The organism is Candidatus Sphingomonas phytovorans, assembly GCA_029202385.1.
Lineage (GTDB): Bacteria > Pseudomonadota > Alphaproteobacteria > Sphingomonadales > Sphingomonadaceae > Sphingomonas > Sphingomonas phytovorans.
In genome coordinates this window covers 5,277,064-5,302,763 of sequence record CP119314.1, presented here as the reverse complement: position 1 = coordinate 5,302,763, position 25,700 = coordinate 5,277,064, and the positions used below count along the sequence as shown (strand labels likewise).

General features: G+C 64.2%; 28 protein-coding genes. 18 read left to right on the top strand and 10 right to left on the bottom strand.

Annotated features, from left to right (window positions below; translation table 11 throughout):
• Nucleotides 1–48 precede the first annotated feature (48 nt).
• Nucleotides 49–558, top strand: a complete 510-nt coding sequence (locus P0Y59_24440) for a helix-turn-helix domain-containing protein (protein WEK00007.1) — start codon at nt 49–51, stop codon at nt 556–558.
• A 119-nt stretch (nt 559–677) separates the two neighbouring features.
• Here the strand turns inward: P0Y59_24440 and P0Y59_24435 are convergent, their stop codons facing one another.
• On the bottom strand, nt 678–1,232 hold the full coding sequence (locus P0Y59_24435; GenBank protein ID WEK00006.1) for a hypothetical protein: 555 nt from the start codon (nt 1,230–1,232) through the stop codon (nt 678–680).
• A gap of 124 nt (nt 1,233–1,356) precedes the next feature.
• On the opposite strand from P0Y59_24435, the gene P0Y59_24430 reads away from it, so the two are divergent.
• The 4 genes from P0Y59_24430 to P0Y59_24415 all read left to right on the top strand — a co-directional run bounded on the left by P0Y59_24430 (nt 1,357) and on the right by P0Y59_24415 (nt 6,314).
• Entirely contained in the window at nt 1,357–2,022 is a 666-nt protein-coding gene (locus P0Y59_24430; GenBank protein ID WEK00005.1) for a response regulator, read from the top strand.
• Nucleotides 2,023–2,027: 5 nt separating this feature from the next.
• Nucleotides 2,028–3,386, top strand: a complete 1,359-nt coding sequence (locus tag P0Y59_24425) for a HAMP domain-containing sensor histidine kinase (GenBank protein WEK00004.1) — start codon at nt 2,028–2,030, stop codon at nt 3,384–3,386.
• Nucleotides 3,387–3,790: 404 nt separating this feature from the next.
• Nucleotides 3,791–5,737 (top strand): ribonucleoside-diphosphate reductase subunit alpha, encoded by a 1,947-nt coding sequence (locus P0Y59_24420; protein ID WEK00003.1) that lies wholly within the window; start codon nt 3,791–3,793, stop codon nt 5,735–5,737.
• Between the two features lie 148 nt (nt 5,738–5,885).
• Nucleotides 5,886–6,314: a DUF559 domain-containing protein gene (locus P0Y59_24415; GenBank protein WEK02673.1), complete on the top strand. Its 429-nt coding sequence runs from the start codon at nt 5,886–5,888 to the stop codon at nt 6,312–6,314.
• Between the two features lie 71 nt (nt 6,315–6,385).
• On the opposite strand, the gene P0Y59_24410 is transcribed toward P0Y59_24415, so the two are convergent.
• A complete protein-coding gene (locus P0Y59_24410) occupies nt 6,386–6,628 on the bottom strand; it encodes a DUF2171 domain-containing protein (GenBank protein ID WEK00002.1) in 243 nt (80 codons plus the stop codon).
• A 55-nt stretch (nt 6,629–6,683) separates the two neighbouring features.
• On the opposite strand from P0Y59_24410, the gene P0Y59_24405 reads away from it, so the two are divergent.
• The 7 genes from P0Y59_24405 (at nt 6,684) to P0Y59_24375 (ending at nt 11,659) form a co-directional block, all read left to right on the top strand.
• Complete coding sequence (locus tag P0Y59_24405; GenBank protein WEK00001.1) at nt 6,684–6,899, top strand: hypothetical protein; 216 nt, start codon at nt 6,684–6,686, stop codon at nt 6,897–6,899.
• Nucleotides 6,896–7,210, top strand: coding sequence for a hypothetical protein (locus P0Y59_24400; protein ID WEJ99999.1), 315 nt, complete (start codon nt 6,896–6,898; stop codon nt 7,208–7,210). The genes P0Y59_24405 and P0Y59_24400 overlap by 4 nt, the downstream gene beginning before the upstream one ends.
• Nucleotides 7,207–7,401 carry a hypothetical protein gene (locus P0Y59_24395; protein ID WEJ99998.1) on the top strand — a complete coding sequence of 65 codons (195 nt, stop codon included), beginning with the start codon at nt 7,207–7,209 and terminating at the stop codon, nt 7,399–7,401. Before P0Y59_24400 ends, P0Y59_24395 begins: the two co-directional genes overlap by 4 nt.
• Nucleotides 7,398–7,886 carry a hypothetical protein gene (locus P0Y59_24390; GenBank protein WEJ99997.1) on the top strand — a complete coding sequence of 163 codons (489 nt, stop codon included), beginning with the start codon at nt 7,398–7,400 and terminating at the stop codon, nt 7,884–7,886. The genes P0Y59_24395 and P0Y59_24390 overlap by 4 nt, the downstream gene beginning before the upstream one ends.
• An 11-nt stretch (nt 7,887–7,897) precedes the next feature.
• Nucleotides 7,898–8,962, top strand: a complete 1,065-nt coding sequence (locus P0Y59_24385; protein ID WEJ99996.1) for a ribonucleotide-diphosphate reductase subunit beta — start codon at nt 7,898–7,900, stop codon at nt 8,960–8,962.
• A gap of 257 nt (nt 8,963–9,219) precedes the next feature.
• Nucleotides 9,220–10,275, top strand: a complete 1,056-nt coding sequence (locus P0Y59_24380) for a hypothetical protein (protein ID WEJ99995.1) — start codon at nt 9,220–9,222, stop codon at nt 10,273–10,275.
• Nucleotides 10,276–10,639: 364 nt separating this feature from the next.
• Entirely contained in the window at nt 10,640–11,659 is a 1,020-nt protein-coding gene (locus P0Y59_24375; protein WEJ99994.1) for a hypothetical protein, read from the top strand.
• 42 nt (nt 11,660–11,701) lie between these two features.
• Here the strand turns inward: P0Y59_24375 and P0Y59_24370 are convergent, their stop codons facing one another.
• Together P0Y59_24370 and P0Y59_24365 are read right to left on the bottom strand one after the other, a co-directional pair.
• On the bottom strand, nt 11,702–12,301 hold the full coding sequence (locus P0Y59_24370) for a hypothetical protein (protein WEJ99993.1): 600 nt from the start codon (nt 12,299–12,301) through the stop codon (nt 11,702–11,704).
• A gap of 134 nt (nt 12,302–12,435) precedes the next feature.
• Complete coding sequence (locus P0Y59_24365) at nt 12,436–13,314, bottom strand: alpha/beta fold hydrolase (protein ID WEJ99992.1); 879 nt, start codon at nt 13,312–13,314, stop codon at nt 12,436–12,438.
• 310 nt (nt 13,315–13,624) lie between these two features.
• Here P0Y59_24365 and P0Y59_24360 point away from each other — a divergent pair, with 310 nt between their 5' ends.
• Nucleotides 13,625–14,770, top strand: coding sequence for a glycosyltransferase family 4 protein (locus tag P0Y59_24360; protein WEJ99991.1), 1,146 nt, complete (start codon nt 13,625–13,627; stop codon nt 14,768–14,770).
• Between the two features lie 45 nt (nt 14,771–14,815).
• On the opposite strand, the gene P0Y59_24355 is transcribed toward P0Y59_24360, so the two are convergent.
• Both P0Y59_24355 and P0Y59_24350 read right to left on the bottom strand, forming a co-directional pair.
• Nucleotides 14,816–18,235 (bottom strand): hypothetical protein, encoded by a 3,420-nt coding sequence (locus P0Y59_24355; protein WEJ99990.1) that lies wholly within the window; start codon nt 18,233–18,235, stop codon nt 14,816–14,818.
• A gap of 196 nt (nt 18,236–18,431) precedes the next feature.
• On the bottom strand, nt 18,432–18,755 hold the full coding sequence (locus P0Y59_24350; GenBank protein ID WEJ99989.1) for a hypothetical protein: 324 nt from the start codon (nt 18,753–18,755) through the stop codon (nt 18,432–18,434).
• 194 nt (nt 18,756–18,949) lie between these two features.
• Here P0Y59_24350 and P0Y59_24345 point away from each other — a divergent pair, with 194 nt between their 5' ends.
• Complete coding sequence (locus P0Y59_24345) at nt 18,950–19,663, top strand: class I SAM-dependent methyltransferase (protein ID WEJ99988.1); 714 nt, start codon at nt 18,950–18,952, stop codon at nt 19,661–19,663.
• Nucleotides 19,664–19,765: 102 nt separating this feature from the next.
• Entirely contained in the window at nt 19,766–20,437 is a 672-nt protein-coding gene (locus tag P0Y59_24340) for a DUF4893 domain-containing protein (GenBank protein ID WEJ99987.1), read from the top strand.
• Between the two features lie 67 nt (nt 20,438–20,504).
• Here P0Y59_24340 and P0Y59_24335 read toward each other — a convergent pair whose 3' ends face one another.
• The gene (locus P0Y59_24335) at nt 20,505–21,065 is read right to left on the bottom strand and encodes an opacity protein (GenBank protein WEJ99986.1); all 561 of its coding nucleotides are present in this window, start codon (nt 21,063–21,065) and stop codon (nt 20,505–20,507) included.
• Between the two features lie 501 nt (nt 21,066–21,566).
• Between P0Y59_24335 and rnk the strand changes: the two genes are divergently transcribed.
• Complete coding sequence (gene rnk / locus P0Y59_24330) at nt 21,567–21,983, top strand: nucleoside diphosphate kinase regulator (protein WEJ99985.1); 417 nt, start codon at nt 21,567–21,569, stop codon at nt 21,981–21,983.
• A gap of 3 nt (nt 21,984–21,986) precedes the next feature.
• A complete protein-coding gene (locus P0Y59_24325) occupies nt 21,987–22,208 on the top strand; it encodes a hypothetical protein (protein ID WEJ99984.1) in 222 nt (73 codons plus the stop codon).
• 31 nt (nt 22,209–22,239) lie between these two features.
• Here P0Y59_24325 and P0Y59_24320 read toward each other — a convergent pair whose 3' ends face one another.
• The 3 genes from P0Y59_24320 to dxs all read right to left on the bottom strand — a co-directional run bounded on the left by P0Y59_24320 (nt 22,240) and on the right by dxs (nt 25,064).
• Nucleotides 22,240–22,647 carry a CHRD domain-containing protein gene (locus P0Y59_24320; GenBank protein ID WEJ99983.1) on the bottom strand — a complete coding sequence of 136 codons (408 nt, stop codon included), beginning with the start codon at nt 22,645–22,647 and terminating at the stop codon, nt 22,240–22,242.
• Between the two features lie 175 nt (nt 22,648–22,822).
• Nucleotides 22,823–23,023: a hypothetical protein gene (locus P0Y59_24315; protein ID WEJ99982.1), complete on the bottom strand. Its 201-nt coding sequence runs from the start codon at nt 23,021–23,023 to the stop codon at nt 22,823–22,825.
• A 115-nt stretch (nt 23,024–23,138) separates the two neighbouring features.
• Nucleotides 23,139–25,064, bottom strand: coding sequence for a 1-deoxy-D-xylulose-5-phosphate synthase (dxs, locus tag P0Y59_24310; GenBank protein ID WEJ99981.1), 1,926 nt, complete (start codon nt 25,062–25,064; stop codon nt 23,139–23,141).
• A gap of 96 nt (nt 25,065–25,160) precedes the next feature.
• On the opposite strand from dxs, the gene P0Y59_24305 reads away from it, so the two are divergent.
• Entirely contained in the window at nt 25,161–25,700 is a 540-nt protein-coding gene (locus tag P0Y59_24305) for a GNAT family N-acetyltransferase (GenBank protein ID WEJ99980.1), read from the top strand.

Here is a 25,700-nt window from a genome sequence, read left to right as displayed (position 1 = left end):
CAAAATCGGTTGTTGAGTCGCACAACCGATCCTATATTGCAATCAGTCATGGCGATCCATATCGACGATCCACGTTCGGGCTGTCCGATCAACCTCACCATCCAGACACTGGGCGATCGGTGGAGCCTGATCGTCATCCGCGACATCATGTTCGGCAACCGCCGCCATTTCCGCGCGCTGCTGGGTGCATCGGAGGAAGGCATCGCTTCGAACATCCTGGCGGACCGGCTGAAGAAGCTGGTCGCGTCGGGCCTGCTCGCCATCACTGACGATCCGAGCCACAAGCAGAAGCATTTCTACAGCCTGACCGAGCCGGCGATCCAGCTCGTGCCGCTGATGGCGCAGCTGGGCGCCTGGGGGCGGCGGCATCTGCCCGTCACCCCCGACCTGGCGATCCGCGCGCAATTGCTGGAAGAAGGCGGGCCGGAGATGTGGGCGGATTTCATGGACGAGCTGCGCACCGAGCATCTCGGCACCCCGACGACCGGCCGCCCGAGCGTCGCGATGCGCCTTCAGGCGGCTTACGAAGCGATCAGGGGGGCTCAGGCCCCGGCCTGACCCACCCGGCGCCGTCACCCCGAGGCCTGCCCCGGGGTCCATGGTTCCGCACTCGCAACGGCGGCGCCTGCGGGACGGTGGATGCCGGAAAAGAGTCCGGCATGACGGTGAGCGCTGTTTTACCCCGCGCTGTTGCCGACCGGCGCCGGGGCAGGCGGCGCTACCGCGGCGGGCGGCGGCGGAGTGCCGGGACCGTCACGATCAGGCCCCTCGCGGCCGGGACCCTCGCGGCCGGGATCATCCGGCCCGCCATGTCTTCCGCCATGCCCATGGCCCATCGGCCCGAGTGCGGTCACCGTGCCGTCCGCGCCGACGAGGAAGGAGGCGCGCAGCACGCCGTTCCGGTTCCAGCCCTGCACCGTCACCGAGCTGCCGGCCGTGACGAGGCCGTCGGACCGCGGCCCGCCCTCGATCATCGTACGGCCGCTCGCATCGGCTAGGATGAAGTTCGATCCATAGACCTCCCCGACCCTGCCGCGCACGGTGACCAGGCCCTGACCGGTCTTGAGCGAGGCGATCGTCACGGGATTGAGCGGCGCCACCTCGATCGAGGGGCCGGCCATCCGCGCCGCGGTCGCGCCAACCGCGCCGCCCGCGCCCAGCAGGGCGATGGCGGCAAGGGTCATGCGAAGCGACGGCTTGCGGGCCGGCTTCCGGGTGATTTCTTCAGTCATTCGGTTTCACTCCATCGTTTCCGAGTGAAGCCGTGATAGCGATGCCCGCCCACACCCCGCTGAACCTCCCCGTTCAGTTTCGGTTTAAGCCGCGGGCCTAGCGCGGTGACGGAAAGGAGCCCCGATGCGCATTTTGCTGGTCGAGGACGACGCGGCGCTCGCCGACGGCATCGCCCGGGCGCTGCGCGCCGAGAATTTCGCGGTCGACATCGCCGGCAATGGCGAGGACGGCGCGCATCTCGGCGATACCGGCACCTATGACGCGGCGGTGCTGGATCTCGGCCTGCCGGTGAAGCCGGGCATCGCCGTGCTGCAGGAATGGCGCGCCGCCGGCCGCAGCCTGCCCGTGCTGATCCTCACCGCGCGCGACGGCTGGTCGGACAAGGTCGAGGGGTTTCGCGCCGGGGCCGACGACTATCTGACCAAGCCGTTCCGGGTCGAGGAGCTGGTGATGCGCCTGCGCGCGCTGATCCGCCGCGCCGCCGGCCATTCCGCCACGCTGATCGCCTGCGGCCCGCTCAGCTTCGACGCCCAGACCGGCCAGTTCGAACTCGACCGCCTGCCGCTCCGCCTCACCGCGCTCGAATGGCGCGTGCTCTCGGCGCTGATGCTGCGCAAGGAAGCGGTGATCGACCGGCTCGACCTGCTCGAGCATGTCTATGAAAGCGATGCCGATCCCGATTCCAACTCGCTCGAAGTGATCATCGGCCGGTTACGGCGGAAGATCGGCCGCGACCTGATCGAGACGGTGCGCGGCCGGGGCTATCGCCTGACCGGGACCCAACCGTGAGGCTGATGCCGCGATCGCTGTTCGGCCGCCTTGCCGCGCTGGCCGCGCTCGCGACGATCGCCGCGCTCGCCTTCGCCGCGCTGGCGATCGGCGCGGTGCTCGAACATTTCGTCATGCAGGGCCTCGACCAGCGCCTCGACGCCCAGGTCGCGCTGCTTGCCACCGCGGTCGGCCCCGACGGCACGGTCGATCGATCGCGCCTTGTCTCGCCCGCGCCGTTCGACCGGGCCGGCTCGGGCTGGGGCTGGCGGATCGATGCACCCGCCGGGAGCATCGCCTCGGCTGACCTCCCCCGGATCGAGCAGCCCCCGCCCCCCGACCTGCAGGATCATCGCCATCGCCGGCGCGAGGAAGGCGAGCCCCGGCCGCTCGACTGGCGCGATGCGAAGGGTGGCGCCCGCCACGCGCGCAGCATCACCGTCCGGACGAGCGCCGGCCCGGTGCGAATCGCTGCCTCGGCGCCACGCGAGATCGTCGAGCGGCCGCTGCGTGCCGCCATGACGCCCTTGCTCGGCTCGCTCGCCCTGCTCGGGCTGGCGCTCGGCGTCGCGACCCTGGTCCAGCTCCGTCTTGGCCTGCGCCCGCTCGCCTTGTTGAAGGAGTCGCTCGCCTCGGTCCGTGCCGGGCGCGCGGAAGCCGTCCCGGCCGACCAGCCAGCCGAACTTCAACCACTCGCCGACGAACTCAACGCCCTGCTCGCCGAGAACGCCGCTGCGCTCGCCAATGCGCGCGGCCATGTTGCCAATCTCGCGCACGGCCTGAAGACGCCGCTTGCCGCGCTCGCGCTGCGCCTGGGTGAGCAGGGCAGCGACCCGGACGGCATGATGGCCGCCGAGGTCTCGCGCATGGACAGGTCGATCCGCCACCATCTCGGCCGAGCCCGCGCCGATGCGTCGGGCGGCGCTGCGCGGCGGCGCACTCTGCTCGAACCGGCGGTGGACGGCGTCGCCGAGGCGCTCGCGCGAATCCATGCCGACCGCGCCATCTCCTTCTCCCGATCAATGCCAGCCGGGCTCGCACTGGCGATCGACCCACAGGATCTGGACGAGCTGCTCGGCAATCTGCTCGACAATGGCTGGCGCTGGGCGGCCAGCCGAATCACGCTGTCGGCCGAGCCCGGCCTCGCTGGCCGAGTCCGAATCAACATCGAGGATGACGGCCCGGGCATTGCCGCCGGAGACCGGGCAGAAGCCTTGCGCCCGGGCCGCCGACTCGACGAAAGCGGCGACGGTCATGGCTTCGGCCTGTCGATCGTGCGCGAACTGGCCGAACTGTATGGCGGCGCCCTGGCGCTTGAGGCAACCCCCTCAGGCGGGCTGCGCGCGATCGTCACCTTGCCGATGGCGGCAACCGGCTCGTCGTGAAAATTTAGTCGCGTTCCGCGTTCGTTCCCTTGCAATCCGTGAACCCCGCAGAACTCCACGCGTCGTTGCATCGCACCGCTTCGTCGATGCCATGAACTGACTCAAATTAGCGACGAACCGAGTCTCCCAACTGTCATTTACCGTCTTGCGATCCGGATCGAATAGGCACAATCTGTTGGGGTTGAGTTCGGGGGCGAACCCAAGAACTGGTAGAACAACCACCGCGACCCCATATTGCGGAATGTGCCAACCTCGCGTCGCAAGTCGCGGGCAGGGCAGAGTTTGTTCTCCATGGGCGCCCTCGAAAATGATATCATGGGGGTTCGCCCCCGATTCGAACGGACCGGGAACGCCAATGGGCGGGACGGTCGTGTATGTTTGATGAAAGACAGGGGCAGAGAGCGATGGATTTCAGAGATACCCAGGAGGCAAGCGTAACCATGGCCACCGATACGATCGACGCCGCGGCGAGCGCCGCGCCTGCCGCCGACACATCGAGCAAGAATGGTGGCGCCAAGCGCAAGCTGGCGGCGCGCGGCGATTCCAAGGAAGTGAAGCCACAGCTCTACCCGGTCGAGGTCGATCATTCGCGCGACGCGCTGCTCACCGATTTCGGCAAGGAGACGCTGAACGACCGCTACCTCCTTCCCGGCGAGCGGTACCAGGACCTGTTCGTCCGCGTCGCCTCGGCCTATGCCGACGATGCGGCGCATGCGCAGCGAATCTACGACTATATCTCGCGCCTGTGGTTCATGCCCGCAACGCCTGTCCTGTCGAACGGCGGCACCGGCCGCGGCCTGCCGATCTCCTGCTTCCTCAACTCGGTGCCCGACAGCCTGAACGGCATCGTCGACACCTGGAACGAGAATGTCTGGCTCGCCTCGCGCGGCGGCGGCATCGGCACCTATTGGGGCAATGTGCGCGGCATCGGCGAGCCGGTGGGGCTGAACGGCAAGACAAGCGGCATCATCCCGTTCGTGCGCGTGATGGATTCGCTCACCCTCGCGATCAGCCAGGGCAGCCTGCGCCGCGGCTCGGCCGCCTGCTATCTCGACGTCTCGCATCCCGAGATCGAGGAGTTCCTCGAGATCCGCAAACCCTCGGGCGATTTCAACCGCAAGGCGCTGAACCTGCATCACGGCGTGCTGATCCCCGACGCCTTCATGGAGGCGGTGCGCGACGGCGCCGAATGGAACCTGACCAGCCCGAAGGACGGTTCGGTTCGCGGCACGGTCGATGCCCGCGCGCTGTTCCAGAAGCTGGTCGAGACCCGCCTCGCCACCGGCGAGCCCTACATCGTCTTCTCCGACCATGTGAACAAGGCGATGCCAAAGCATCACCGCGACCTGGGCCTCAAGGTCTCGACCTCGAACCTGTGTTCCGAGATCACGCTGCCGACCGGCAAGGACCATCTCGGCAATGATCGCACCGCGGTCTGCTGCCTGTCGTCGCTGAACCTTGAGACCTGGGATCAGTGGAAGGGCGAGAAGGGCTTCATCGAGGACGTGATGCGTTTCCTCGACAATGTCCTTCAGGATTTCATCGACCGCGCCGAGCCCGGCATGGAGCATGCCGCCTATTCGGCGATGCGCGAGCGCTCGGTCGGCCTCGGCGTGATGGGCTATCACAGCTTCCTCCAGGCCCGCGGCCTCGCCTTCGAAGGCGCGATGGCCAAGAGCTGGAACCTGAAGATGTTCAAGCACATCAAGGGCCAGGTCGACGAGGCATCGATGCAGCTCGCGGTCGAGCGCGGGCCGTGCCCCGACGCGGCCGACATGGGCGTGATGGAGCGGTTCAGCTGCAAGATGGCGATCGCGCCGACCGCGTCGATCAGCATCATCTGCGGCGGCACCAGCGCCTGCATCGAGCCGATCCCGGCGAACGTCTATACCCACAAGACGCTCAGTGGCTCCTGGTCGATCCGCAATCCGTATCTGGAAAAGCTGCTGATCGAGAAGTCGAAGAATTCGGATGCGGTGTGGAACTCGATCCTGGAGCAGGGCGGTTCGGTGCAGCATCTCGACTTCCTCACCCAGGAGGAGAAGGACTGCTTCAAGACCAGCTTCGAGATCGACCAGCGCTGGCTGATCGAACTCGCCGCCGACCGCACGCCCTATATCGACCAGTCGGCCTCGCTGAACCTGTTCATCCCGGCCGATGTCGAGAAATGGGACCTGCTGATGCTCCACTTCCGCGCGTGGGAGCTTGGCATCAAGTCGCTCTATTATCTCCGCTCGAAGAGCATCCAGCGCGCGGGTTTCGCCGGCGGCGTTGAGGCCGACAACACGATCGACCTGCGCGAGATCCAGGTCGAATCGAAGGATTATGACGAGTGTCTGGCGTGCCAGTGAGGTGGTTCCGTTAAGTCCCCCTCACCCTTCCGCGCCTCCGGCGCTCCCTCCCTCTCCCACAAGGGGAGAGGGAAACGAGGAATCGCGCCTTAACTCCTCTCCCCCTGTGGGAGAGGAAGGGGCCCGCGTGGCGAAGCCGCGTGGGAAGGTGAGGGGGAATGCAGAAGGCCTGACGAAACGCCAACTGCTACCCTCGACAACGACCGCCCGTGCACGCGATTTACGCCGCGACCCGACCGAGGCCGAGAAGCTACTGTGGCGTGCGCTACGGGAAGCTTTTCCCCATGCGAAATTCCGTCGCCAGGTCCCGATGGGCGGCTATTTCGCCGACTATTGCTCGCATGCCGCCAAGCTGATCGTCGAGGCTGACGGCGGCCAGCATGCCGATGCCGCGACCTATGACGCGCAACGCACCCGCTTTCTCGAAGACGAGGGCTATCGGGTGCTGCGTTTCTGGAACAACGATGTCCTGACGAACATCGATGGCGTCATCGCAACGATAGCACCGCACATCCCTTCTCCCCCTGTGGGAGAAGGTGGCCCGAAGGGCCGGATGAGGGGGAGTCGCACGCGGTGACCTCAGCCCCCTCACCCTCCCATGCTTCGCATGGGCCCCTCCCTCTCCCACAAGGGGAGAGGGGAATTAGCTCACGCCTCTTCCTCGAACGTCACGGCGACATCGCCGTTGGCGCTGAGCCGCACCTTGTCGCCCTCGACATCGGCCACCAGGCCGAGCGAGATGAAATGATGGTGCCCCTCATGGCGCCCCTGGCCGCTGTCGGCCTTGGTCAGCTTGATCCGGTCGCCCTCGACATGGTCGACGGTGCCGACATGGACGCCGTCGGCGCCGATGACTTCCATATGTTCCCTGATTGCGCTCGCGTCGGCCATGTGCATTCCTCCTTCGTTACGGATGCCGCCACACAACGCGCGCAAAACCGATTCGATGCAAGCGACCGGAGTCCTGGCCATGTTGGTGACCATCGCCTGTTTCTGCATCTTCCTCGGCGTGCTGGTGACGATGATCGCCAGCCGCGAGGCGAAGAAGGACGCGCTCGGCCAGCGCATCCCGCCCGAACAGGCGAAGATCGTCGCGCTGGTCCCGTTCATCGTCGGCGTCGGCCTGCTCGCCTACAGCCTCTATCTGAGAGTGGTCGAATGAACAGCACCCGCCTCCGCACCCTTGCCGCCCTCGCACTCGTCGCGACCCTGTCGGCCTGCGCGCACCAGATCGGTTCCGCGGTTCAGCCAAGCGCACCCGGCTTCCTGCTTGGCGTGTGGCACGGCATCATTTTCCCGGTCGCCTGGTTCCTGTCGCTCTTCATGCCCGACGTCGCTGTCTATGCGGTGCCGAACAATGGCGGCTGGTATGATTTCGGCTATTTCATCGGCATCGTGTTCTTCGGCGTCGGATCGCACCGCGGCACCCGGACCGTCTACAGGACCGTCTATGTACGGGGCCGCAACGGGTGAACCGCGCGCCCCTCATCATGGCCGCGGTCGCGGCGACCTCCGCCGCTGGCGGGCTGTACGTGTTCACGCGACCGGCGCGCAGCGAAGGCGCCGTCTATGGCCGCCGCATCGCCGGCACCATGCTGATCGCGCTGGCGCTGCTGCTCGGCCGCTTCGCCTGGGCGCTGAATTCCTGGGGAGCGGGATCGTGAACGCGCCGACTTTCCCGGGTGCCGGGATAGCTGCCGGCATTGGGCTGGCCCTGCTGCTCCGGGCCATCGGCCATTATGTAAACGCCCCGGTCAACCGGCTGCATCGCCGCTGGCTGGAGCGCCGTCTGCGCTTCCGGCTGGCGCGTGGCACCGACCGCTATTTCGAGGAGCTTCGCTCTATCGAAACCTCGATAGCCTTGACCGACAAGGCACCTCGGCCGACGAATATGATCGATCGGGTTGTGCAGATCGCCAGCATCCCCTTCTTCGGCATCTTGCTTCTTTCCTGGTTTCTCCCCGAGGATCGGGTGCCGGATTGGACCCGTTTGATGGCACCCTGCATCTTCATCCTGGTAGGGGTGCAGACGGCATGGGGAGCCAATGATCCACCGGGCCGACCAAGGTGGGGCTTCGTCATTCTCGGCCTCGCCATGATCGCCCTGTTTTCCGTCGACCTCATTCTCGAACTCATCCGTTACACCTGAAAGGCGTACCCATGTCCCTCCTCGAAGCCCGCAAGCAGTACAAGCCGTTCGAATACCCCTGGGCGTTCGAGTTCTGGAAGCGTCAGCAGCAGATCCACTGGATGCCGGAGGAAGTGCCGCTCGGCGAGGATTGCCGCGACTGGGCGCAAAAGCTCAGCGACCATGAGCGCAACCTGCTCACCCAGATCTTCCGCTTCTTCACCCAGGCGGACGTCGAGGTGCAGGATTGCTATCACGAGAAATATGGCCGCATCTTCAAGCCGACCGAGATCAAGATGATGCTCGCCGCCTTCTCCAACATGGAGACGGTGCATATCGCCGCGTACAGCCACCTGCTCGACACCATCGGCATGCCCGAGAGCGAATATGGCGCCTTCCTCGAATATAGCGAGATGAAGGACAAGCATGATTACCTGCAGGGCTTCGGCGTCGACACCGATGAGGATATCGCCAAGACGCTGGCGATGTTCGGCGGCTTTACCGAGGGGCTTCAGCTCTTCGCCAGCTTCGCGATGCTGATGAACTTCCCGCGCTTCAACAAGATGAAGGGCATGGGCCAGATCGTGTCGTGGAGCGTGCGCGACGAGAGCCTGCACTGCGAGGGCATCATCAAGCTGTTCCACGCCTTCTGCAAGGAGCGGGATTGCCTGACCAAGGCGGTCAAGTCCGACATCCGCGAGATGTGCCAGACGACCGTGCACCTTGAGGATAATTTCATCGATCTCGCCTTCGAGATGGGCCCGGTCAACGGCATGACGCCGAAGGAGATCAAGAAGTATATCCGCTACATCGCCGACTGGCGGCTTGGCCAGCTCGGCCTGAAGCCGATCTACATGATCGACGAGCACCCCCTGCCCTGGCTCGCCCCGCTGCTCAACGGCGTGGAGCACGCCAACTTCTTCGAACAGCGCGCGACGGAATATTCCAAGGCCGCGACACGCGGGAACTGGAACGAGGTGTGGGACGGCTTCGACAAGCGGCAGAAGGCCAAGGGCGGCAAGGCGGCGAATGAGGATGCCGGGGATGGGGCTAGCGGCGGGGATATGTTCTCGCAGGCTGGCGTGGCGGCTGAATAATGCCAATAAGAGCAACCGAAGTTTTCGTACCCAGCGATTTTCCGACAATAACTTATGTAGAGCGCAGGGACGAGAGACTCGAACGAAAAGTAAGAGAGGCTATTGAGACACCAAGATCACCGATATCTATCTCTGGACCTTCAAAGACGGGAAAGACTGCACTAGTTCGGAACATCGTTGGCGAAGATAATCTCATACACATATTTGGCACTCAAATAGAATCTCAGAACGATCTATGGGAAGCGATTCTTAATTGGATGGCAACTCCAACATCGGTGAATACAACCAATGGATCTAGCGAAGCGCTAACTCCTAACGCCAGTGTGAACGCAAGGATAAGCATCCCTGGTATCGGATCCGCTGGTATTGGCGGTGGAATTTCTACAACAACCTCCGCAAATAATAACGTAACGTCAACGCAACAAAACAGAGGCATGGCAGCAGTCGCGAGAGAAATTGCCAATAGTAATTTTATTGTATTTTTAGATGATTTTCATTATATTCATCGAGATCTTCAAGAATCAATTGGACGACAAATTAAGGCAGCAGCCGAAACTGGCATACGCTTTTGCATTGCATCAGTGCCCCATCGATCAGATGACGTGGTTCGCTCCAATCACGAACTTCGCGGACGCACAATAAATATTGATACTTCCTTTTGGACCTTTGAAGATCTCACGAAAATTGCAACCCAAGGCTTCCAAGCACTGAACGCAAAAGTTGACATTGGCATAGTACAACGTTTCGCACAAGAAAGCTGCACCTCCCCTCAAATTATGCAAGGGCTCTGCCTGCAACTTTGCTTCAATTTGAAACTTCGAGAAGCGAATGATGAACTAAAAGATATCGCCGTATCCGAAGACGATCTAAGAGAAGCTCTAGAACAGACTTCAACGCGCTCCGACTATACTTCCCTAGTTAAACAAATGCACGCGGGACCGCGAGTACGAGGAACTGAACGGAAAGAGTTTTTATTTTCCGACAGAACCAAAGGAGATGCTTACCGCGCATCGCTTCTCGCCCTTAGCGAAGACCCACCATCGATGGAATTCAATTACGCAGACCTATTGGTGAGGATAACCGCGGTCTGCGTTGATGACAAGCCAGTAGGCAGCAGCATTACCGAATCACTTAAGCAGATTGCAGGATTCGCGGAACAAATGCACCCTTCCCAGAAGATAGTCGAATGGGATCCAGAAGCAGCATCAGGGACATTCGCAATTATTGATCCATACTTCTTGTTCTTCTTAAGAGCTAGCGAACTGTTGACTACCCTTGGAAAGCCAAAAGATTTGGAGCCTAAGCTTCTTTAGATTTGAATTGCAGGCGCCATATCAACAAGATAGCACACTTCTCACGGAACGATAGATCAACACAGCCACCCTTTAGCGCTGTCACGAATTACGGCGACAGTTTATTAATTAGCCGATCAAAGGTCATGCGTCAGCGCCCCTGCTCGATCTCCCGCAAAGCGCAGCTACCCCCCGGCCAAGAAAAACGAGCGCAAACGCCACCTCGCCGCGGTTCTTGGGCTCATCCTGTGGCTTGGCTAGAAGAATAATTGTGGTGACAGTGCACTTAATTACGCGGCATCGGATTATCGGATTAAGAACACCTCAAGAAACTTCGGTGCTGGCATAAACATCCTCAAATCCGCCCTCTAAAGCCGCAGGCACGATGCGCCACGACCGTCTCAATGATCCGCAGAACATCGACAGCAACGCAATCAGGTCGCTGGTTGCGGCTGGCTACACGCCCGTCGTTCAATTCTCACAGCCCGGCTACACCCCAAAGCTGCTGGGCACGCTCAATCAGCTTTGCGCGGAGTTAGGGGAGAAACTGCAGGTCCGCTTTTACGGCCACTACAGCACCGGGTTTGACGCCTCCGCGCTAGAGCATCTGCCCGACGTGCGATCGTTGCTGGTCGACTGCCTCACCACGATCACCAATGAGCATCTGATCGCGACGCTACCGGCTTTATCGGCGCTGTCCTTCGGCGTGTTCCGCTATGACAATCCCGGCTTCCTCGATCAGATCGGGACCGATCGTCTTACGAGCCTGACCTTGGTCGAAACGGCCAAACGGAACTTCGATCTCGCGCCTCTGGGTGCCGCCAGGAACATGAAACGCTTGTTGATCCACGGCCACACGCGCAATATCGAGGTGATAGCGGACCTTCCACAGCTGGCCGACCTCATGCTGGGGGCTTTCCCCAACAAGAAGGATCTTGGGTTCCTGAAAGATGCCAAAGCACTGAAATCACTCCGCGTCATCCTGGGCGGGCGATCGTCGATCGATGAGTTCAGTCATCCAGGCTTGGAGGATTTGTCCATCGTCCGGGTTCGTGGGTTGCAAACCGTCGGCGATCTCAGGCGCTTCCCGCATCTTCGCAGCTTGGAGATAGAGGATCAACTTCAGTTATTGTCGATCGATCTTGTGGGACCGCCGCTGCGGCGCGTCCTGCTGGCAAACTGCAAGAACCTCGCCGAGGTAAGGGGTATTGAAACACTGGAGCATCTCGAAAGCTTCAGGACAATGCAGACCAAGCTCGACATGGAAGCGCTCGCGACTGGTTACTGGCCGGCGTCGGTCCGGGCGATCGCGTTATATCCGGGCAGCACGAAGAGAAACCAAGCCGTGCGAGCCACCTTGGATGCGCGAGGGTATGGCGAATGGGATCCCGAAAGCTCGGCGTGAAGGGAGATTGGGGGCACCATACTTAGCTCACCGAAAGCCCGGTCAGCTGGCCACCCGATCCAAATCGGCCATCGCTTGCCCCACATCCCATCGATCCTCCGGCGTCACCATATCGAGCGCCGTTTCGATCACCCGTCGAACAGGCGCACTCATAAGCCAGCGGGCAACCTGCCGACATAAAGCGGGACTCGCTTCCTTCCAGAAGCCACCCGATACCGCCGTGGCAGAATCCAGCGGCCACTCCTCCATTCGTATGAAGGAGGACAACTGAAGCGCGGCGTTCAAAGACGTCGATCCTTCCCACAGCGTCAGCCACGGCTCAACGGGCCGATCGAGCGCCGCCAACCCACACAACCAGCTATCCGCCGTACACTCATAACCCGGCAGCATATCGAGCGACGCGCAAAATCCCGCCTCGAACACGGCCGGCACCGCACTGTACTGGTCCGTATCCCACTCTTCCCACCGCCCCATCTTCAGCTTGCTGGCTATCACCGCCGGTTCTGCCCCGAGCCATGTGTCATCGCATGCAGCAAGCTCCAGGATACGCGGCAGAAAATGGCGGTAGTCGCGTTCCGAACCTACCGTCGTGATCGCCCAACCCGAATAAGGACCGATGGCCTCGGCACTCAGGTCACGCAACGGTACTGACGTCAGGGTACGCAGGAGCCTATCCCCATTCCGCGAGGGAGCCGCACGCCATTGTGTCGGGGGTGCCTCCCGGGCAAACGCTTCATAGCTTCGCTCGACGGCAGAACGCAGAGCCTCGTCGGCAATCACCGCCCCAACCCGTCCAGCCACCGAATGATCTCGCTCTCCAGCCGGATGCGCCGGTCGGACCAGCCATGATCGGTCGCGACATGCACGGTCGACAGCTTCTTGCCCCCGGCCGCCTTCACCGCGGCGGCCAGCCGGTCGGCCTCCGGCGCGAAGCCGTCGTCGGAGGTCAGCACGAACAAATTGGTGCCGGTCAGGCGCGGCCCGGCCTTCACGAAATCGAAAGCGTCTGCATGGGCGATCGCCTCGTCCGCCATGATCGCGCCGCTCGTATCGGTCAGTGCTTCAAGGCCGTTGGCGGCGAAGAAGCCCGCCGCCGTGTCGCGCGGCATGTGGCCGAGGAAGCCGATATTGCCGGGCGAGATCATCGCGGCGCCGAGCAGCGCCGGATCATGCGCCGCCGTGAGCGCCGTCACCCATCCGCCAAGGCTGTGCCCGACGATCGCGATGCGCTTCGGATCGATGCCAAGGCGCGCGGCATTGGCCGGGGTGCGCAGCCAGGCAAGCACCGCATCGGCATCCTCGAGGTCGTTCATGAAGCGATAGCTGCCCGGGCTCCCCCAGGAGCCGCGATAGTTGAAGGTGACCACCGTCCACCCGGCCCGCCGCATCGCCTGGGCGAGATCGAGATTCTTCTCATGGCCGGGCAGGCCGTGGCACAGCACCACCACCGGATGCGGCCCCGCCCCCGCCGCGACATAGGCGAGGCCGTTGATCGCCACGCCACCGCTCGGGATATGCAGCACCTCCATACGCGCGGGATGCGTCGTATCGCGCACCGGATCAGTGAAGATCGCCGCCGGCACCTCCTGTGCCGCCGCAACTTGCCCGGTCGCCGCGATCGCCACCGCTGCCAAGGCTGTGATCCAGGTTTTCATCGGCTTGCCCCCTCTTCGGCTTGTGCCGCCAGCGTATCAGATACCGACGTTCCGAACGCGATCAAAACGGCCATCCTCACCGACCATACGCCCACCTGCTTACAGGCATGACAAAACTCACGCGCGCGAGGAGCCCGTCTTCATTCGATTCCCCTTCGTGAAAACCCGGCAAGCCCGCCGATATCCATGTCGATTTATGTCACATGTCGTCTCCACGTCGCGGGCGCGCGCGGCACCCCGGCCGGTCAAACGAACCCCGACACCGCAACAATGCTTGTCGCGCCATCCTGCCCATTGCACCCTGAACGGCATGCCCGATCCTTCAACGGTTCTGCTGATCTCCTTGATGGATCCGGACGCGCCACCGGGAGGGCGGGAGCTTCTGTGCCGGCTCAACGCGCGGGTGCTGAAGATATTGTTCGGCGAGTCCCTGACGGTTCACCGGCTGACGAAGAGATCAGTCGCCGGCCTGATCGACACCATGCGCGGGCATCCGGGCGAAGCCGACCGGCTGGAAACGGCGCGCATCCTCGCCCGGATCGGCGACGTCTCCGCAGGGCAGGTATTCGTCGACGGGTCCAGCCTCGGGCATCTCGTCCCGCCGATCAAACGCGCCTTTCCCGACGTCCGGGTGGTCACCTTCTTCCACAATGTCGAGGCGCGCTTCTTCCTGGGTGCCGTCCGGGCGAAGCGAACGGTTCTGTCGCTTCGCCTCCTCGCCGCAAACTATGCCGCGGAGCGCAACGCGGTGCGGCACAGCGACGCGATCATCTGTCTTTCAGCGCGGGATTCGGAGGGCCTGAGTCGCGTCTATGGCCGCGGCGCCGACTATATATCGCCCATCGCGGTCGAGGACGCCCTCCCCTCGCCTCGCCCCGGGCCCCTGTCCCGAAGCGAGCACTACCTGCTTTTCGTCGGCGGCGCCTTCTACGCCAACCGGCGCGGGATCGAATGGTTCTTGCGGGAGGTAGCGCCGCGATCCCCGCTGCCGGCCATGATCGTCGGGCAAGGCATGGAGGCCCTGCGCGGGGAATTCGGCTCCTCACCCACCATCCGCATCGTCGGCGCCGTTGACGATCTCGCCCATTGCTATGCCGGCGCCTGCTGCGTCGTCGCGCCGATCTTCGAGGGATCGGGCATGAAGACCAAGGTCGCCGAGGCACTGATGTTCGGCAAGCGCATCATCGGCACCAGCGAGGCCTTTTCAGGCTATGCCCCAGCCGTCGCCGCGGCCGGATGGCTGGCCGAGGACGCGACCGGCTTCCTGGCGGCGATACGGCACGCGGCCGGGGCCGACCTGCCGGCGTTCGACCCGGCGTCGCGTGCGCTGTACGATGCCTCCCACTCCTTCGCCGCCGCGATGAATCGCATGGCGACGATCATGCTTCCGGCATCGGATCGCCCCCGGGTTGCAGCCGAGACGATGGTGCGGGGAATGACGACGCCCGTTTCCTGAACGCCGCCGCGACCGGGCCGGTCCCTGTCGCGGCGGCGGATCGGATCATGCCTGCCTGAACACCGCCTCGATCCGCGTGTTGCGATCGATCGGCAGTTTGATCGACTGCCCGGTCTTCTCGACTGTCTTGCCGCCCTGGCTGACCACCCAATGGTCGATCACCGTCCCCGCACTTGCCTCGACAACCGCGATCTCCGTATCGCCCTGCTTGCCGTCGAAGATCCGATAGGTTTCCGTGAAGCCGTCAGCCGACAGGGCGGGCAACGCCAGCGCGGAGAAGCCGTCGGACGTGGCAAGATCGAGCACTATCTGCTTCGATTTCGCCTTCACGCTGCTGACGACCATCGTCAGGTCGATCCGCTTTATCTTCGGCGCCGGCTTGTTGCCGCGCAGGTTGAACGCCGCCTTCAGGGTCAGCGTCGTCCAGGCCGAGGGCATCGCCATCTTCTGTTTGATCCGGTCGTCGGCGTCGTCGAGGATCAGGTTCATCAGGTCCTTGGCCAGCGCGCTTTGCTGCGCCTTGGTGATGGTGCCGTTGGAGAAATGATAGCGATAGGACTTCACCAGCGAGACCGGCAGCCTCAGGCCATAAAGCTGGTCGTCGTTGCGCACGATCCCCAGCTCGCCGATCTCGATGATGATCTCGACATCGCCCTTGTCGGGCAGATCGGCTGGCGTCCCTTCGAAGACGATTCGATTGAGCCTGATGTCGGCCATCATCTGCCGCTGCCAGTCGGGCTCGACCGCGCCGAGCCGGAGCGTGCTGATCTCGGCGCTGACGCCCTCGTTCAGCAGCTCGATCGGATCGCCCCCGGTGTCGCCGTCGATGACCAGGTCGACGTCGCGATCGACCATGTCGAGCTTTTCCACGTCCTTGATCAGGCTCGCGCGGATATCGGCAAGGTTGCTCTTGAACAGCGGCTTCAGCGTGGCGACCCGGTCGCGAACCTCCTTGTCCGTCCATTTATGGAGCGGCTTGTCGCTCAGCAGCGTGTTGACCTGCTCGTACAGCGTATCGAGCGACCAGTTGACCTCGACCGATTTGAGCAGCGAGGATTCGAACGCCCGCACCAGATTGTACAGCGCCTCGGTCAGCGCGATCCGGGCGCGGTTGCGCATGCCAGCGATCGCGGTGAACGCATTGGCGTTGAGCATCCGGGTGCGTGCCGACGCCTCCTTGTCGAACAGGCCTGCCAGGCTGTCCATATTATCGGCGAGGTCGGCATAGCCCTGACCGACCTGCTGGCCGAGCTGGATCACCTCCTCCTGGACCGAGGCGCGTTGCTCGATGACCTCCTTGATGTCCTTGGACAGGGCCTTCCATGCCTCGTCCTTGGCGGCGAGTTTGGCCAGTTGCGCCTCGATCTCCGCTTGGGGAAGCTGCATGCTCTCATAGGCTTTCTTGAGATGCGAGGCGGCGGGGGCGAGCCCCTTGCCAACCGTCGACCAGGCCGAAGGCTTGGTTTCGGACAGCTTCTTGATGTCAGCGACGCTCAGCTTCTTGCCGCCTTCCGCGCCGGCCAGTTCCTTCGCCTCATCCTTGGCCTTCTTGATGACCTCGTCAGCGTCCTTCTTCGCCGCCTTATAGGCATCGACGGTATCGCCCAGCCTCGTCTTGAGCGAGGCCATCACGTCCTTCGGGTCCTTGTCGAGCAGGTCGGTGGCGTCCGCCGCCATCGACGCGACACCGCCAAGGATCGGCTGGCCCACCGGCACGACCTGGCACAGGGCGGCCGCCAGGTTCGCGGCGAACTTGATCTGCCCCTTCTTCGCCATGTCGTTCGAGGCCTCGTTGTAGAGGCGGGTATAGGTGACGTTGAGCTTGCCCTGGATCTCGTCCTGCGCCTTGCCCAGCGCAGTGATGCGCTGAGTCAGCGCCGCCGACTTCGCTTCGGCGCCGCCGATCTGCTCGACCAGCTTCGCATTTTCCTTGAGGATCAGCCGCGCGGCGGCCTCGCTGCTTTCGGCCCCTTCCGCCTGGGAGCGCTGCTTCTCGACCACCCAGCTGGTGAACATCAGCACTTCAAGCGCCATGTCGACCTCCATCCGATAAAGCTGGAAGGAGCTGGAAAGCGACAGCAGCGGCGTATAACCTGCTGGCTTGCCGAAATAATCGAGGTGGGAGGCGAGCCGCTGGGCAAGCGTCGCCAGCTCGGTCTGGATCGACCGCCAATAAGCGCCGTCCTTGGCTTTCCAGGCCTTGTTGGCGGTCGGGAGCGGTGACAGGAAGGCGTCGGCATACACATCGACCAGCCGCTTCGCCTCGTCGCGCTGCTCGGTCAGGTAGCTTTCGCGAATATAGCCCATCGTGAGCGGCACCAGCGTCGGATGGAGCCAGATCGCTGCGTCAGCTTCCACCACCTGCTCGGCTATCGGTGCTGCGTCGGTGCCCGCCTTCCCTTCCGCATCGCTGCCGTCCTTTGTGCTGTATTCGGTGACGGAGACCTTCGCGCTCTTCGAATTGTCGTCGTCGCCCCACAAGTGGAATTCGTGATAATAGGTGCAGTCGTAGAACACCGAAGCACGCGGCTGGCCGCCCTTCCCGCCCACGGCCTTTGGCGCGCGGGGTCCCGCCTTGCCCGGCTTGCCCGACCACAGTTTCGCGATCGCCGGCTGGTTGGTGACCAGCTTGCCGGCCGCCCCGCCATTGCCGGAATCCCCGGGGGCGATGCTCGGCTCGCCATTGGTGGGCGGCACGGTCGTGCCTTCCACATTATTGCTGCCCTCGAAGAACTCGGCCACCTTCCAGATTCGCCGGATGCCCAGCACCTGCCGGTCCCCATGCTTGTCGAGCTTGACGGCGACCGTCGTCTTCATGCCGCTGTCGATATAGGATCTCCGGTCGACATAATCGCTCGAGAGATAGAGATAGCCTGAGGCGTTCTTGCCGTCCGCGCCATTCTGCCCCTTGCCGCCGCCCTGGCCGTCCAGCCCGTCGGTGATGACGCGTTTGCGGCTGGTGCCCTTCGGGGTGACTATTTCGCTCGCATAGATGCTGGCATCGCCGCCCGCATGGCCGTTGGCGCCGTTCGCGCCGGGCGTCTTGCCGACCGAATCCTGCGCCTTGGGCGTCGCCCAGCCGGGCGGGCTGGTATCGATCCGCCCGTCGCCCTCGAACTCGATCCTGCGGGCATAGATGGTCAGGTCGCATTCGGGCAGCCACCAGTCGCATCGGACGGTCAGCGTATCGCAGATGACGGTCAGCTTCGCGACCTTCTGCCAGCCCTTTTCCCGCGCGTTGCCGGCAAGGCGGGTTTCGCGGGGTACCGAGGTGATCCCGAACAGCGTCTGCTCCGGATCCTGATCGTCCAGGATGACATGCAGCCCGGTCGCGGTCTTGTGCTTCTCGTTCTGCGTGCTGTTCTGAACGGTGACGTCGTTGATCTTCGCGATCCCGCCCGATCCCGGCATCGAATGGAAGAACCGAAGCTGGTCCTGGATCGTCGACGGCGGCTTGAGACTCATGTTTCGCATTCCCTCCCCTGGCCGGCAACATGATCGGATCGATGCGGTTCCTGCTGGCGGCGATCAGCGCCGCGAGGCCCGCTCCCTCGTTGCCGGGCAGGAATATGCAGAAATTTGCCCGCTGGCTGGGCGTTTTCGGCACCGGAATGGTGGCAATTGCCGCGCCCGCCGCACGAGGCAACGGCGCAGCGCTGCCTCATTCCTGTGCGCGGTCTCGCCGCTTGATCTTCCGCACCTCGGCGAGCTGCCCCTGCAGGATCGAGAGCGCATCCTGCTCGTCCGCGCTCAGCCCTTTGAGATCGACATGCTTCATCAGCACCTCAAGCGCGTCGCCGATCCGGCCGAGCTGGCGGCCATAGCTGCCGACCTCGTCAAGGATATCCTGCTCGACCTCCGGTTTCGGCGTCGCGCCGAGATCGATGTTGATGAAGCCATATTGCGCACCCGGCTGATAGAAGGTCATCGGGTTGATCGCCTGCCACAGCTTCTCCGGCGCAAGGGAGAATTGGAACGATTTCATTGCTGCCTCCATCCCGGGAATTCGGGAAAGCCTAGCGCGGATTCGCGCCACGACGACACGCCTTGCGACCAAAGACCGACAGGCGAGATCGGCGATCGACCATGCCCGCCATTCTGGCGGCGCGAGGATAGCCCTGTGCCGCGCCCCGCACTAACGTCGCTCGCATCCGGGGGGATCGGGCAAGGAGGGGCATGATGTCCGACGGATGGACTGAATCAGCGAAAGCCTGGATCGCCGACATGGGCGAAGTCGGGGATTTCGGCCGGGCCTGGGTGCTCGACCGGCCGATGCTCGAGCGTGTGGCCGCGGGCAGCTTCACGTCCGCGCTGGATGTCGGCTGTGGCGAGGGCCGCTTCTGCCGCATGCTCAACGCGACGGGCATTCAGGCGATCGGCGTCGACCCGATCGCCGCCCTGATCGAGCAGGCGCGGCGGAAAGACCCGGACGGCGACTATCGGATCGGCAGGGCCGAGATGCTCGACTTTCCCGAAAACTCCTTCGACCTGGTGGTGAGTTACCTGTCGCTGATCGACATTCCGGACATCGCCCGGGCCATATCGGAGATGGCGCGCGTGCTCCGGCCCGGCGGATCGCTGCTGATCGCAAACCTCACCAGCTTCAACACCGCCGGGCAGCCCGAGGGATGGGCGCGCGACGGCAAGGGGCGGCCGCGTTTCTCGATCGATCGGTATCTCGAAGAACGGGTCGACTGGGTCGCCTGGCGCGGCATCCGCATCCGCAACTGGCACCGGCCGCTCGGCACCTACATGGCGTTGCTGCTGGAGCAGGGCCTGATCCTGCGACACTTCGCCGAACCCGTCCCCTATGGCGGTGACGCCGCGCACGTCGCCCGCTACCGCCGCGTCCCCTGGTTCCTGATCATGGAATGGCACAAGCCGGCCTGCTGAGAAGCACGCCGCAGCTTATTTTCCATCAACCATGGCCACGCACCCCTCCTTAAAGGCTCGGCAATCATATAAGGTGCCGGTGTTCCGTCCGGGGGAGAATTCATGCGCCGCGACGCTCGCCTTCCGATAGCGCTCCTGCTCGCCGCGGCTCTTGGCGGGTGTGCAGCCACACCCGCGCACCGCCCCTCGGCGATCGTCGAGGTTCCCGCCGTCCCCGACAAGCAATGGCAAAGGCTGATCGTTGCCGAGGATTCGGACCGGCTCGCCACGTTCGGTACGCTCTGGTCGACCGCGCTCGCTGCCGCGACGCCGCGTTTCGCCGCCGCGCTGGCGCGGGAGGGCGCGCTGCTCGACCCCACCCGCGCGCTCGGCCACCCCGCGCTGCCGCCCGGTTCCTATCGTTGCCGCGTCGTGAAACTCGGCGGGGAAGGCCGGAGGGTGCCTGCCTACCGCACTTTCCCGGCAACCTTCTGCTATATCGGCGGCGAGGGCACCGGCCAGTCCTTCACCAAGCAGACCGGCACCGAGCGTCCATCGGGCTGGCTCTACCCGGACGATGATACCCGCTTCATCTTCCTCGGCGCCTATGCAGAGGGCAATGCCAAGGCACCGATCTATGGCGCCGAGCGCGGCCGGAGCGCGCTTGGCGTGGTCGAACGCATCGCCCCGTTCCGCTGGCGGCTGACCCTTGCTCCGGTCGACCGGTCAGCGCTGCTCACCATCTACGAGATCACGCCGGTTCCGGCCGAACAGCAGCTTGCGGAACACGAATAGCGGCGCGCAGCAAAAGGGCGGGCGCGGGCGCTGCCGCACCCGCCCTTTCACCATTGCATCACGTCGATCAGAACGCCTTTACAAGGCCTGCCATCGGCCGGAGGCTGTGCGCCGCGCCGAAGGTGTTCACCTCGCCGCGCACGCGGATGCCGCTCTTGGTGCCGACCTCCACGCCGGCGCCATAGGTCATGGCGTGATAGTCGCGGCTATTGTCGCCGAACTTGTCGAAATTGGCCCATTGATAGCCGACCTTGCCGTAGAACAGGCCGTTCTGGCCCGCGCGCACGCCGACCCGGCCCGCTGCGCCATATTCCCAGTCGATGTCACCCGAGACACCCTTGATGACATTGCCTTCGATGCCGACGAACAGGGGGCCCGCAACCGTTGCGTTCACGCCGACGACACCCTGCACGAGCGCGCCGTTCAGGCGGTCGTTGCGATTGGGCGATTGGGGAATGCCGGCATTGCGTTCGTTGTCGAACTGCTCCCAGCCGCCCATCACGCCGACATAGGGCTCAAGGCGGGAGGTCCGGGCGCCATCCGATGCCGCCGATCCATTGTCCTGCGCGACGGCTGGGATGGCGACGAACGCGGCCGCCGCGGCGGTCACGATGAAAAACTTGCGCATGGGTACACCTTTATCTGTTACTCCCCGGGTATCGGACGCCTCGCGCATCCCGACATCGCCGAGGTCCGTCCCAACCCATCAAGTCCCAAGCTGTTGCACTGCGGTGCAAATAAGCTCCACCGAGGCCGATATTGCGGCTTTCGGGCAACGGTTTCTGTCGCCCCGATGAACGAAACATGGCCGAAATCAGCCATTTTTCGGCAACCGCGAGGCGGATCTCGCTGTAACCGTGAGCCCCATTTCCGACACCGGCTACACTCCGCAGCCGTTCCGCGATTTGACTTCCCGGCGATGGATGCCCACTCTGTCACCATGCCTGTTTCAGCGCGACAGCGGCAGAGCCGCCACCATTCGGGACAACTTCCCGCGCGTACCTAGCCCGGGCTGCCGGCGGCGTTCGTCCGCCCCAGACCCGGGAAAACAAGCATCCCTCAAGCGAGCCATCCCGCGTCATGCGGCAAGGCCGCAGCATGATCTCCGCGAAACGAAAGCCCTTTCCCCGTGACCAACCCTGCCCCTGCGCGGCCGCCCGAGCGGCCGCCAATCCATGTCATCGACAGCGAATATGACGCCATCGCAGCGCTGGCTCTCCAGGCCCGGCACCGCCAGCCCGAGGTCGCCGGATTGCTGCTGGCGGAACTCGATCGCGCCGAAGTTCATACCGCCCGCGAACTGCCGGCACGCATCGTCTCCATGCATTCGGTCGTGACCTTCCTCGACCGGGGCAGCGATGCGAGCCGCACCGTCGAGCTGGTCTATCCGCAGGAAGCCGATATCGACGCCGGCAAGGTCTCGATTCTTACACCGGTGGGCGCCGGGCTGATCGGCCTTGCGCAGGGCGATTCAATCCTATGGCCGGATCGCGACGGCCATGAGCGGTGGCTCGAAATCGTCGACGTTCGCGCGCCGGGCGCCTGAGGCATGGAGGAGCTCGCACGCCACCGATGCCATGGCGACGACGGTGCGACCGTGACCGTCGTCGAATATCGCTACGTCCATATCGGCCAGTCACAGGGCGGCACGCCACGGCGCTACCCCGGCGCGCGCCAGATGGCGCTCACCACGGGGCAGGCAGTACGGTACGTCGACGCTGAAACCTTCGAGGTCGTCGGGAGCGGGGAACTGCTCGCACGAATCCGCTGAAGGGACGCCGGCGAACGCTCCCCGCGCGTCGCTATTTGCCGAGCTGACCGCGGATCGCGCCCCGGGGAAAGCTGGCATTGTGGACGTTGACATAATAGTCGCCCGGGTTCGAGGCGATCGCGCCTGAAACCTCGGCCGTCACCGGCTTGCATCCTTCGGAGCTGCCAGTCGTCGGCGGATCGAACGGCACCACCACGGGACCCGAGACCCCCGCCGCGCCCTTGTGGATATGCGCCATCGTCGCGGGCTCGATGCCCGAGACCTTGAGCGTGTAGCAGACTTCGTTCCTGTCGGTATCCACCGTCACGGTCGCGCTGCCCGTGCCGTCGGCATCGGTCTCGGCGTTCCCCGCGAGTGTCGCCTTGAGCTTGACGGGATCGGCGGCACATGCAGGCGTCACCGCCATTGTCGCCGCGAGAGTGAGCAGGATCAGTCGCATCGCGTTTCCTCCTAGGTCCGTGGCGCCGCCGGCATGGTGCGCACGCAGCCGCTATGACGGCCCGTTTGTGGGCTTGGCGCCATCGCGGGTCAATGACGGAAGGCACCACCCCGCATCGGCTCGTTTCACCCCTGCGGCGTGCCGGCGCCGCCGGGTGGCGCGATATCGACGCTGCTCAGCAGTCGATCATAACGGGATCGGCGGTGGCGCTCAGCCCCTCGGCGATCGCCAGGCCAGCGATCGCGCCGATCAGGGCCAGCACGCCGAGGCGCAACCAGGGCCCATGGGCGCGCGGTGTCGGCACCGTGGGCTTGTCCCACCCCTGCCCGCGCCCCTCGCGCGCCCGTGCCCTATGCCATTGATGGTCGTACCGCATCGCCTCGCTCTTCGGGCACGCTTCTAGGCCGGATTGGTAACCCGAATGCTAAGACCGCGATATCCTCGCCAAGAAAAGCGGCCTAGCTCAATCAGTTCGTCCGATTTATCGCAGGTTACGCCCGCGCACCCTCGGCCACGCCCCCCGAATTGTGTCTGAGCGCCTTGAGGACGGTATCGACGATGGCGTCGGCATCGAGGCCAGCCTCGGCATATTGTTTCTCGGGCTTGTCCTGGTCCTGGAAGGTGTCGGGCAGGCGCAGGGTGCGGATCTTCAGGCCAGCATCGACCAGCCCGGTGTCGCTGGCCAGCGTCAGCACATGCGCGCCGAGCCCGCCGATGGCGCCTTCCTCGATCGTGACCGCAACCTCATGCGTGCTCAGCAGCTTGCGGATCAGCGCCTCGTCGAGCGGCTTCACGAACCGAAGATCGGCGACCGTCGTCGACAGCCCCCGCGCATCGAGCGCGTCAGCCGCCTTCAGCGCCTCGCCAAGCCGCGTCCCCAGCGACAGGATCGCCACCTTGTGCCCCGTGCGCACGATCCGACCCTTGCCGATCTCCAGCAGCTCGGGAACCTCGGGCAGCGCCACCCCGGTGCCGTTGCCGCGCGGATAGCGCACCGCGATCGGCCCTGAGTCGTGATGGACGCAGGTATGCGTCATGTGCACCAGTTCCGCCTCGTCGGCCGCCGCCATCACCACGAAGTTCGGCAGGGTCGCCAGATAGGTCACGTCGAAGCTGCCCGCATGGGTCGCCCCGTCGGCCCCGACCAGCCCGGCCCGGTCGATCGCGAACCGCACCGGCAGGTTCTGGATCGCCACGTCGTGCACCACCTGGTCGTACGCCCGCTGCAGGAACGTCGAGTAGATCGCGCAGAACGGCCGCATCCCCTGCGCGGCAAGACCCGCCGCGAACGTCACCGCATGCTGCTCGGCGATGCCGACATCGAAGAACCGGTCGGGATAGGCCGCCGCGAACTTGTCCAGCCCGGTCCCCGACGGCATCGCCGCCGTGATCGCGCAGATCCTCGCATCGCTCGCCGCCTCGGCGACCAGCGCCGCGCCGAACACATTCTGGTACGCCGGCGGCCCCGGCGGCGCCTTGGCCTGCGCGCCGGTGATCACGTCGAACTTCTGCACCCCGTGATATTTGTCCGCCGCCGCTTCCGCCGGCGCATAGCCCTTGCCCTTCTTGGTCACCACATGGACCAGGATCGGGCCTTCCTCCGCATCGCGCACATTCTCCAGCACCGGGATCAGCTGGTCCAGATTGTGCCCGTCGACCGGCCCCACATAATAAAAGCCCAGCTCCTCGAACAAGGTCCCGCCCATCGCCATCCCGCGCGCGAACGAATCCGTCTTCTTCGCCGCCGAATGCAGCGGACGCGGCAGCTTGCGCGCAAAGCGACGCGCCAGCTCCCTCAGGCTCAGGAACTCACGGCTCGACACGATCCGCGACAGATAGGCCGACAACCCGCCAACCGGCGGCGCGATCGACATGTCGTTGTCGTTCAGGATCACGACAAGCCGGTTGCCCGCCCCTTCAGCGTTGTTCATCGCCTCATAGGCCATGCCCGCCGACATCGCCCCGTCCCCGATCACCGCGATCGCCTTGCCCGGCTCCCCCTTGATCTTGTTCGCGATCGCAAAGCCAAGCGCCGCCGAAATCGAGGTCGAGCTGTGCGCCGCGCCGAACGGATCATACTCGCTCTCGCTGCGCTTCGTGAAACCGCTCAGCCCGCCGCCAGCCCGAAGCGTCCGGATCCGGTCTCGCCGCCCCGTCAGGATCTTGTGCGGATAGCATTGGTGCCCGACATCCCAGATCAGCCGGTCTCGCGGCGTCTCGAACACGTAATGGATCGCCGTCGTCAGCTCCACCACGCCAAGACCAGAACCAAGGTGACCGCCCGTCACCCCAACCGCCGCTATCGTCTCCGCACGCAGCTCATCCGCCAGCTGCCGCAGCTTCGCCACAGGTAACCCGCGCAAATCCGCAGGCGTGATCACCGTATCCAACAACGGCGTTTTAGGAACGTCAGACATCATGCCCATTTAGCGAACGAGATGATGGGTGTCGATTGCTGCAACCGCTCAGATCGTTTCTTGACGAAGAGCGCACCGGATCGTGACAATAATGCAATGCATCCTCTCACCAGCCGACTCGCCGTTCCGGCGGACATTCCCGCCATCCGCGCCCTGATGGCACGGTCGATCGCGCAGTTGCAGCAGGGTTTCCTCAACCCTTCCGAAATCGCCGCGAGTCGCGCTGTGATGGGCCTCGATACGCAGCTGATCGAGGACAGGACCTATTTCATCATCGAATCCGGCGAGGCGATCGCCGGTTGCGGCGGCTGGAGCGCGCGGGCGACACTTTATGGCGGAGATCACAGCGCGGCGCTGCGTGACCCGAAACCGCTCGATCCGGCGCAAGACGCGGCGCGAATCCGGGCGATGTTCACTGATCCCGATTTCGCGCGACGCGGAATCGGACGCCTGATCCTGTCCTTGTGCGAGGGGGCTGCGCGACAGGCAGGATTCGCCCGGGCGGAAATGATGGCGACCCTGGCGGGCGAGCCGCTGTACCGGGCCTGTGGCTATGCCGAGATAGAACGCGTCACTGCACCGCCGACGGGCGGCATCGCCGTCCCACTCGTGCGCATGGGCAAACCGTTATTCTAG

Bases quoted from the DNA above. Each gene is read 5' to 3' on its own strand.
- dxs (WEJ99981.1), bottom strand. From the start codon at position 25,064: ATGTCTGACGTTCCTAAAACGCCGTTGTTGGATACGGTGATCACGCCT.
- P0Y59_24410 (WEK00002.1), bottom strand. From the start codon at position 6,628: ATGGCCGACGCGAGCGCAATCAGGGAACATATGGAAGTCATCGGCGCC.
- P0Y59_24385 (WEJ99996.1), top strand. From the start codon at position 7,898: ATGTCCCTCCTCGAAGCCCGCAAGCAGTACAAGCCGTTCGAATACCCC.
- P0Y59_24435 (WEK00006.1), bottom strand. From the start codon at position 1,232: ATGACTGAAGAAATCACCCGGAAGCCGGCCCGCAAGCCGTCGCTTCGC.
- P0Y59_24440 (WEK00007.1), top strand. From the start codon at position 49: ATGGCGATCCATATCGACGATCCACGTTCGGGCTGTCCGATCAACCTC.
- P0Y59_24320 (WEJ99983.1), bottom strand. From the start codon at position 22,647: ATGCGACTGATCCTGCTCACTCTCGCGGCGACAATGGCGGTGACGCCT.
- P0Y59_24360 (WEJ99991.1), top strand. From the start codon at position 13,625: ATGCCCGATCCTTCAACGGTTCTGCTGATCTCCTTGATGGATCCGGAC.
- P0Y59_24375 (WEJ99994.1), top strand. From the start codon at position 10,640: ATGCGCCACGACCGTCTCAATGATCCGCAGAACATCGACAGCAACGCA.
- P0Y59_24350 (WEJ99989.1), bottom strand. From the start codon at position 18,755: ATGAAATCGTTCCAATTCTCCCTTGCGCCGGAGAAGCTGTGGCAGGCG.
- P0Y59_24380 (WEJ99995.1), top strand. From the start codon at position 9,220: ATGGCAACTCCAACATCGGTGAATACAACCAATGGATCTAGCGAAGCG.
- P0Y59_24335 (WEJ99986.1), bottom strand. From the start codon at position 21,065: ATGCGCAAGTTTTTCATCGTGACCGCCGCGGCGGCCGCGTTCGTCGCC.
- P0Y59_24325 (WEJ99984.1), top strand. From the start codon at position 21,987: ATGGAGGAGCTCGCACGCCACCGATGCCATGGCGACGACGGTGCGACC.
- P0Y59_24430 (WEK00005.1), top strand. From the start codon at position 1,357: ATGCGCATTTTGCTGGTCGAGGACGACGCGGCGCTCGCCGACGGCATC.
- P0Y59_24420 (WEK00003.1), top strand. From the start codon at position 3,791: ATGGATTTCAGAGATACCCAGGAGGCAAGCGTAACCATGGCCACCGAT.
- P0Y59_24355 (WEJ99990.1), bottom strand. From the start codon at position 18,235: ATGAGTCTCAAGCCGCCGTCGACGATCCAGGACCAGCTTCGGTTCTTC.
- P0Y59_24340 (WEJ99987.1), top strand. From the start codon at position 19,766: ATGCGCCGCGACGCTCGCCTTCCGATAGCGCTCCTGCTCGCCGCGGCT.
- P0Y59_24400 (WEJ99999.1), top strand. From the start codon at position 6,896: ATGAACAGCACCCGCCTCCGCACCCTTGCCGCCCTCGCACTCGTCGCG.
- P0Y59_24425 (WEK00004.1), top strand. From the start codon at position 2,028: ATGCCGCGATCGCTGTTCGGCCGCCTTGCCGCGCTGGCCGCGCTCGCG.
- P0Y59_24405 (WEK00001.1), top strand. From the start codon at position 6,684: ATGCAAGCGACCGGAGTCCTGGCCATGTTGGTGACCATCGCCTGTTTC.
- P0Y59_24315 (WEJ99982.1), bottom strand. From the start codon at position 23,023: ATGCGGTACGACCATCAATGGCATAGGGCACGGGCGCGCGAGGGGCGC.
- P0Y59_24305 (WEJ99980.1), top strand. From the start codon at position 25,161: ATGCATCCTCTCACCAGCCGACTCGCCGTTCCGGCGGACATTCCCGCC.
- P0Y59_24345 (WEJ99988.1), top strand. From the start codon at position 18,950: ATGTCCGACGGATGGACTGAATCAGCGAAAGCCTGGATCGCCGACATG.
- P0Y59_24365 (WEJ99992.1), bottom strand. From the start codon at position 13,314: ATGAAAACCTGGATCACAGCCTTGGCAGCGGTGGCGATCGCGGCGACC.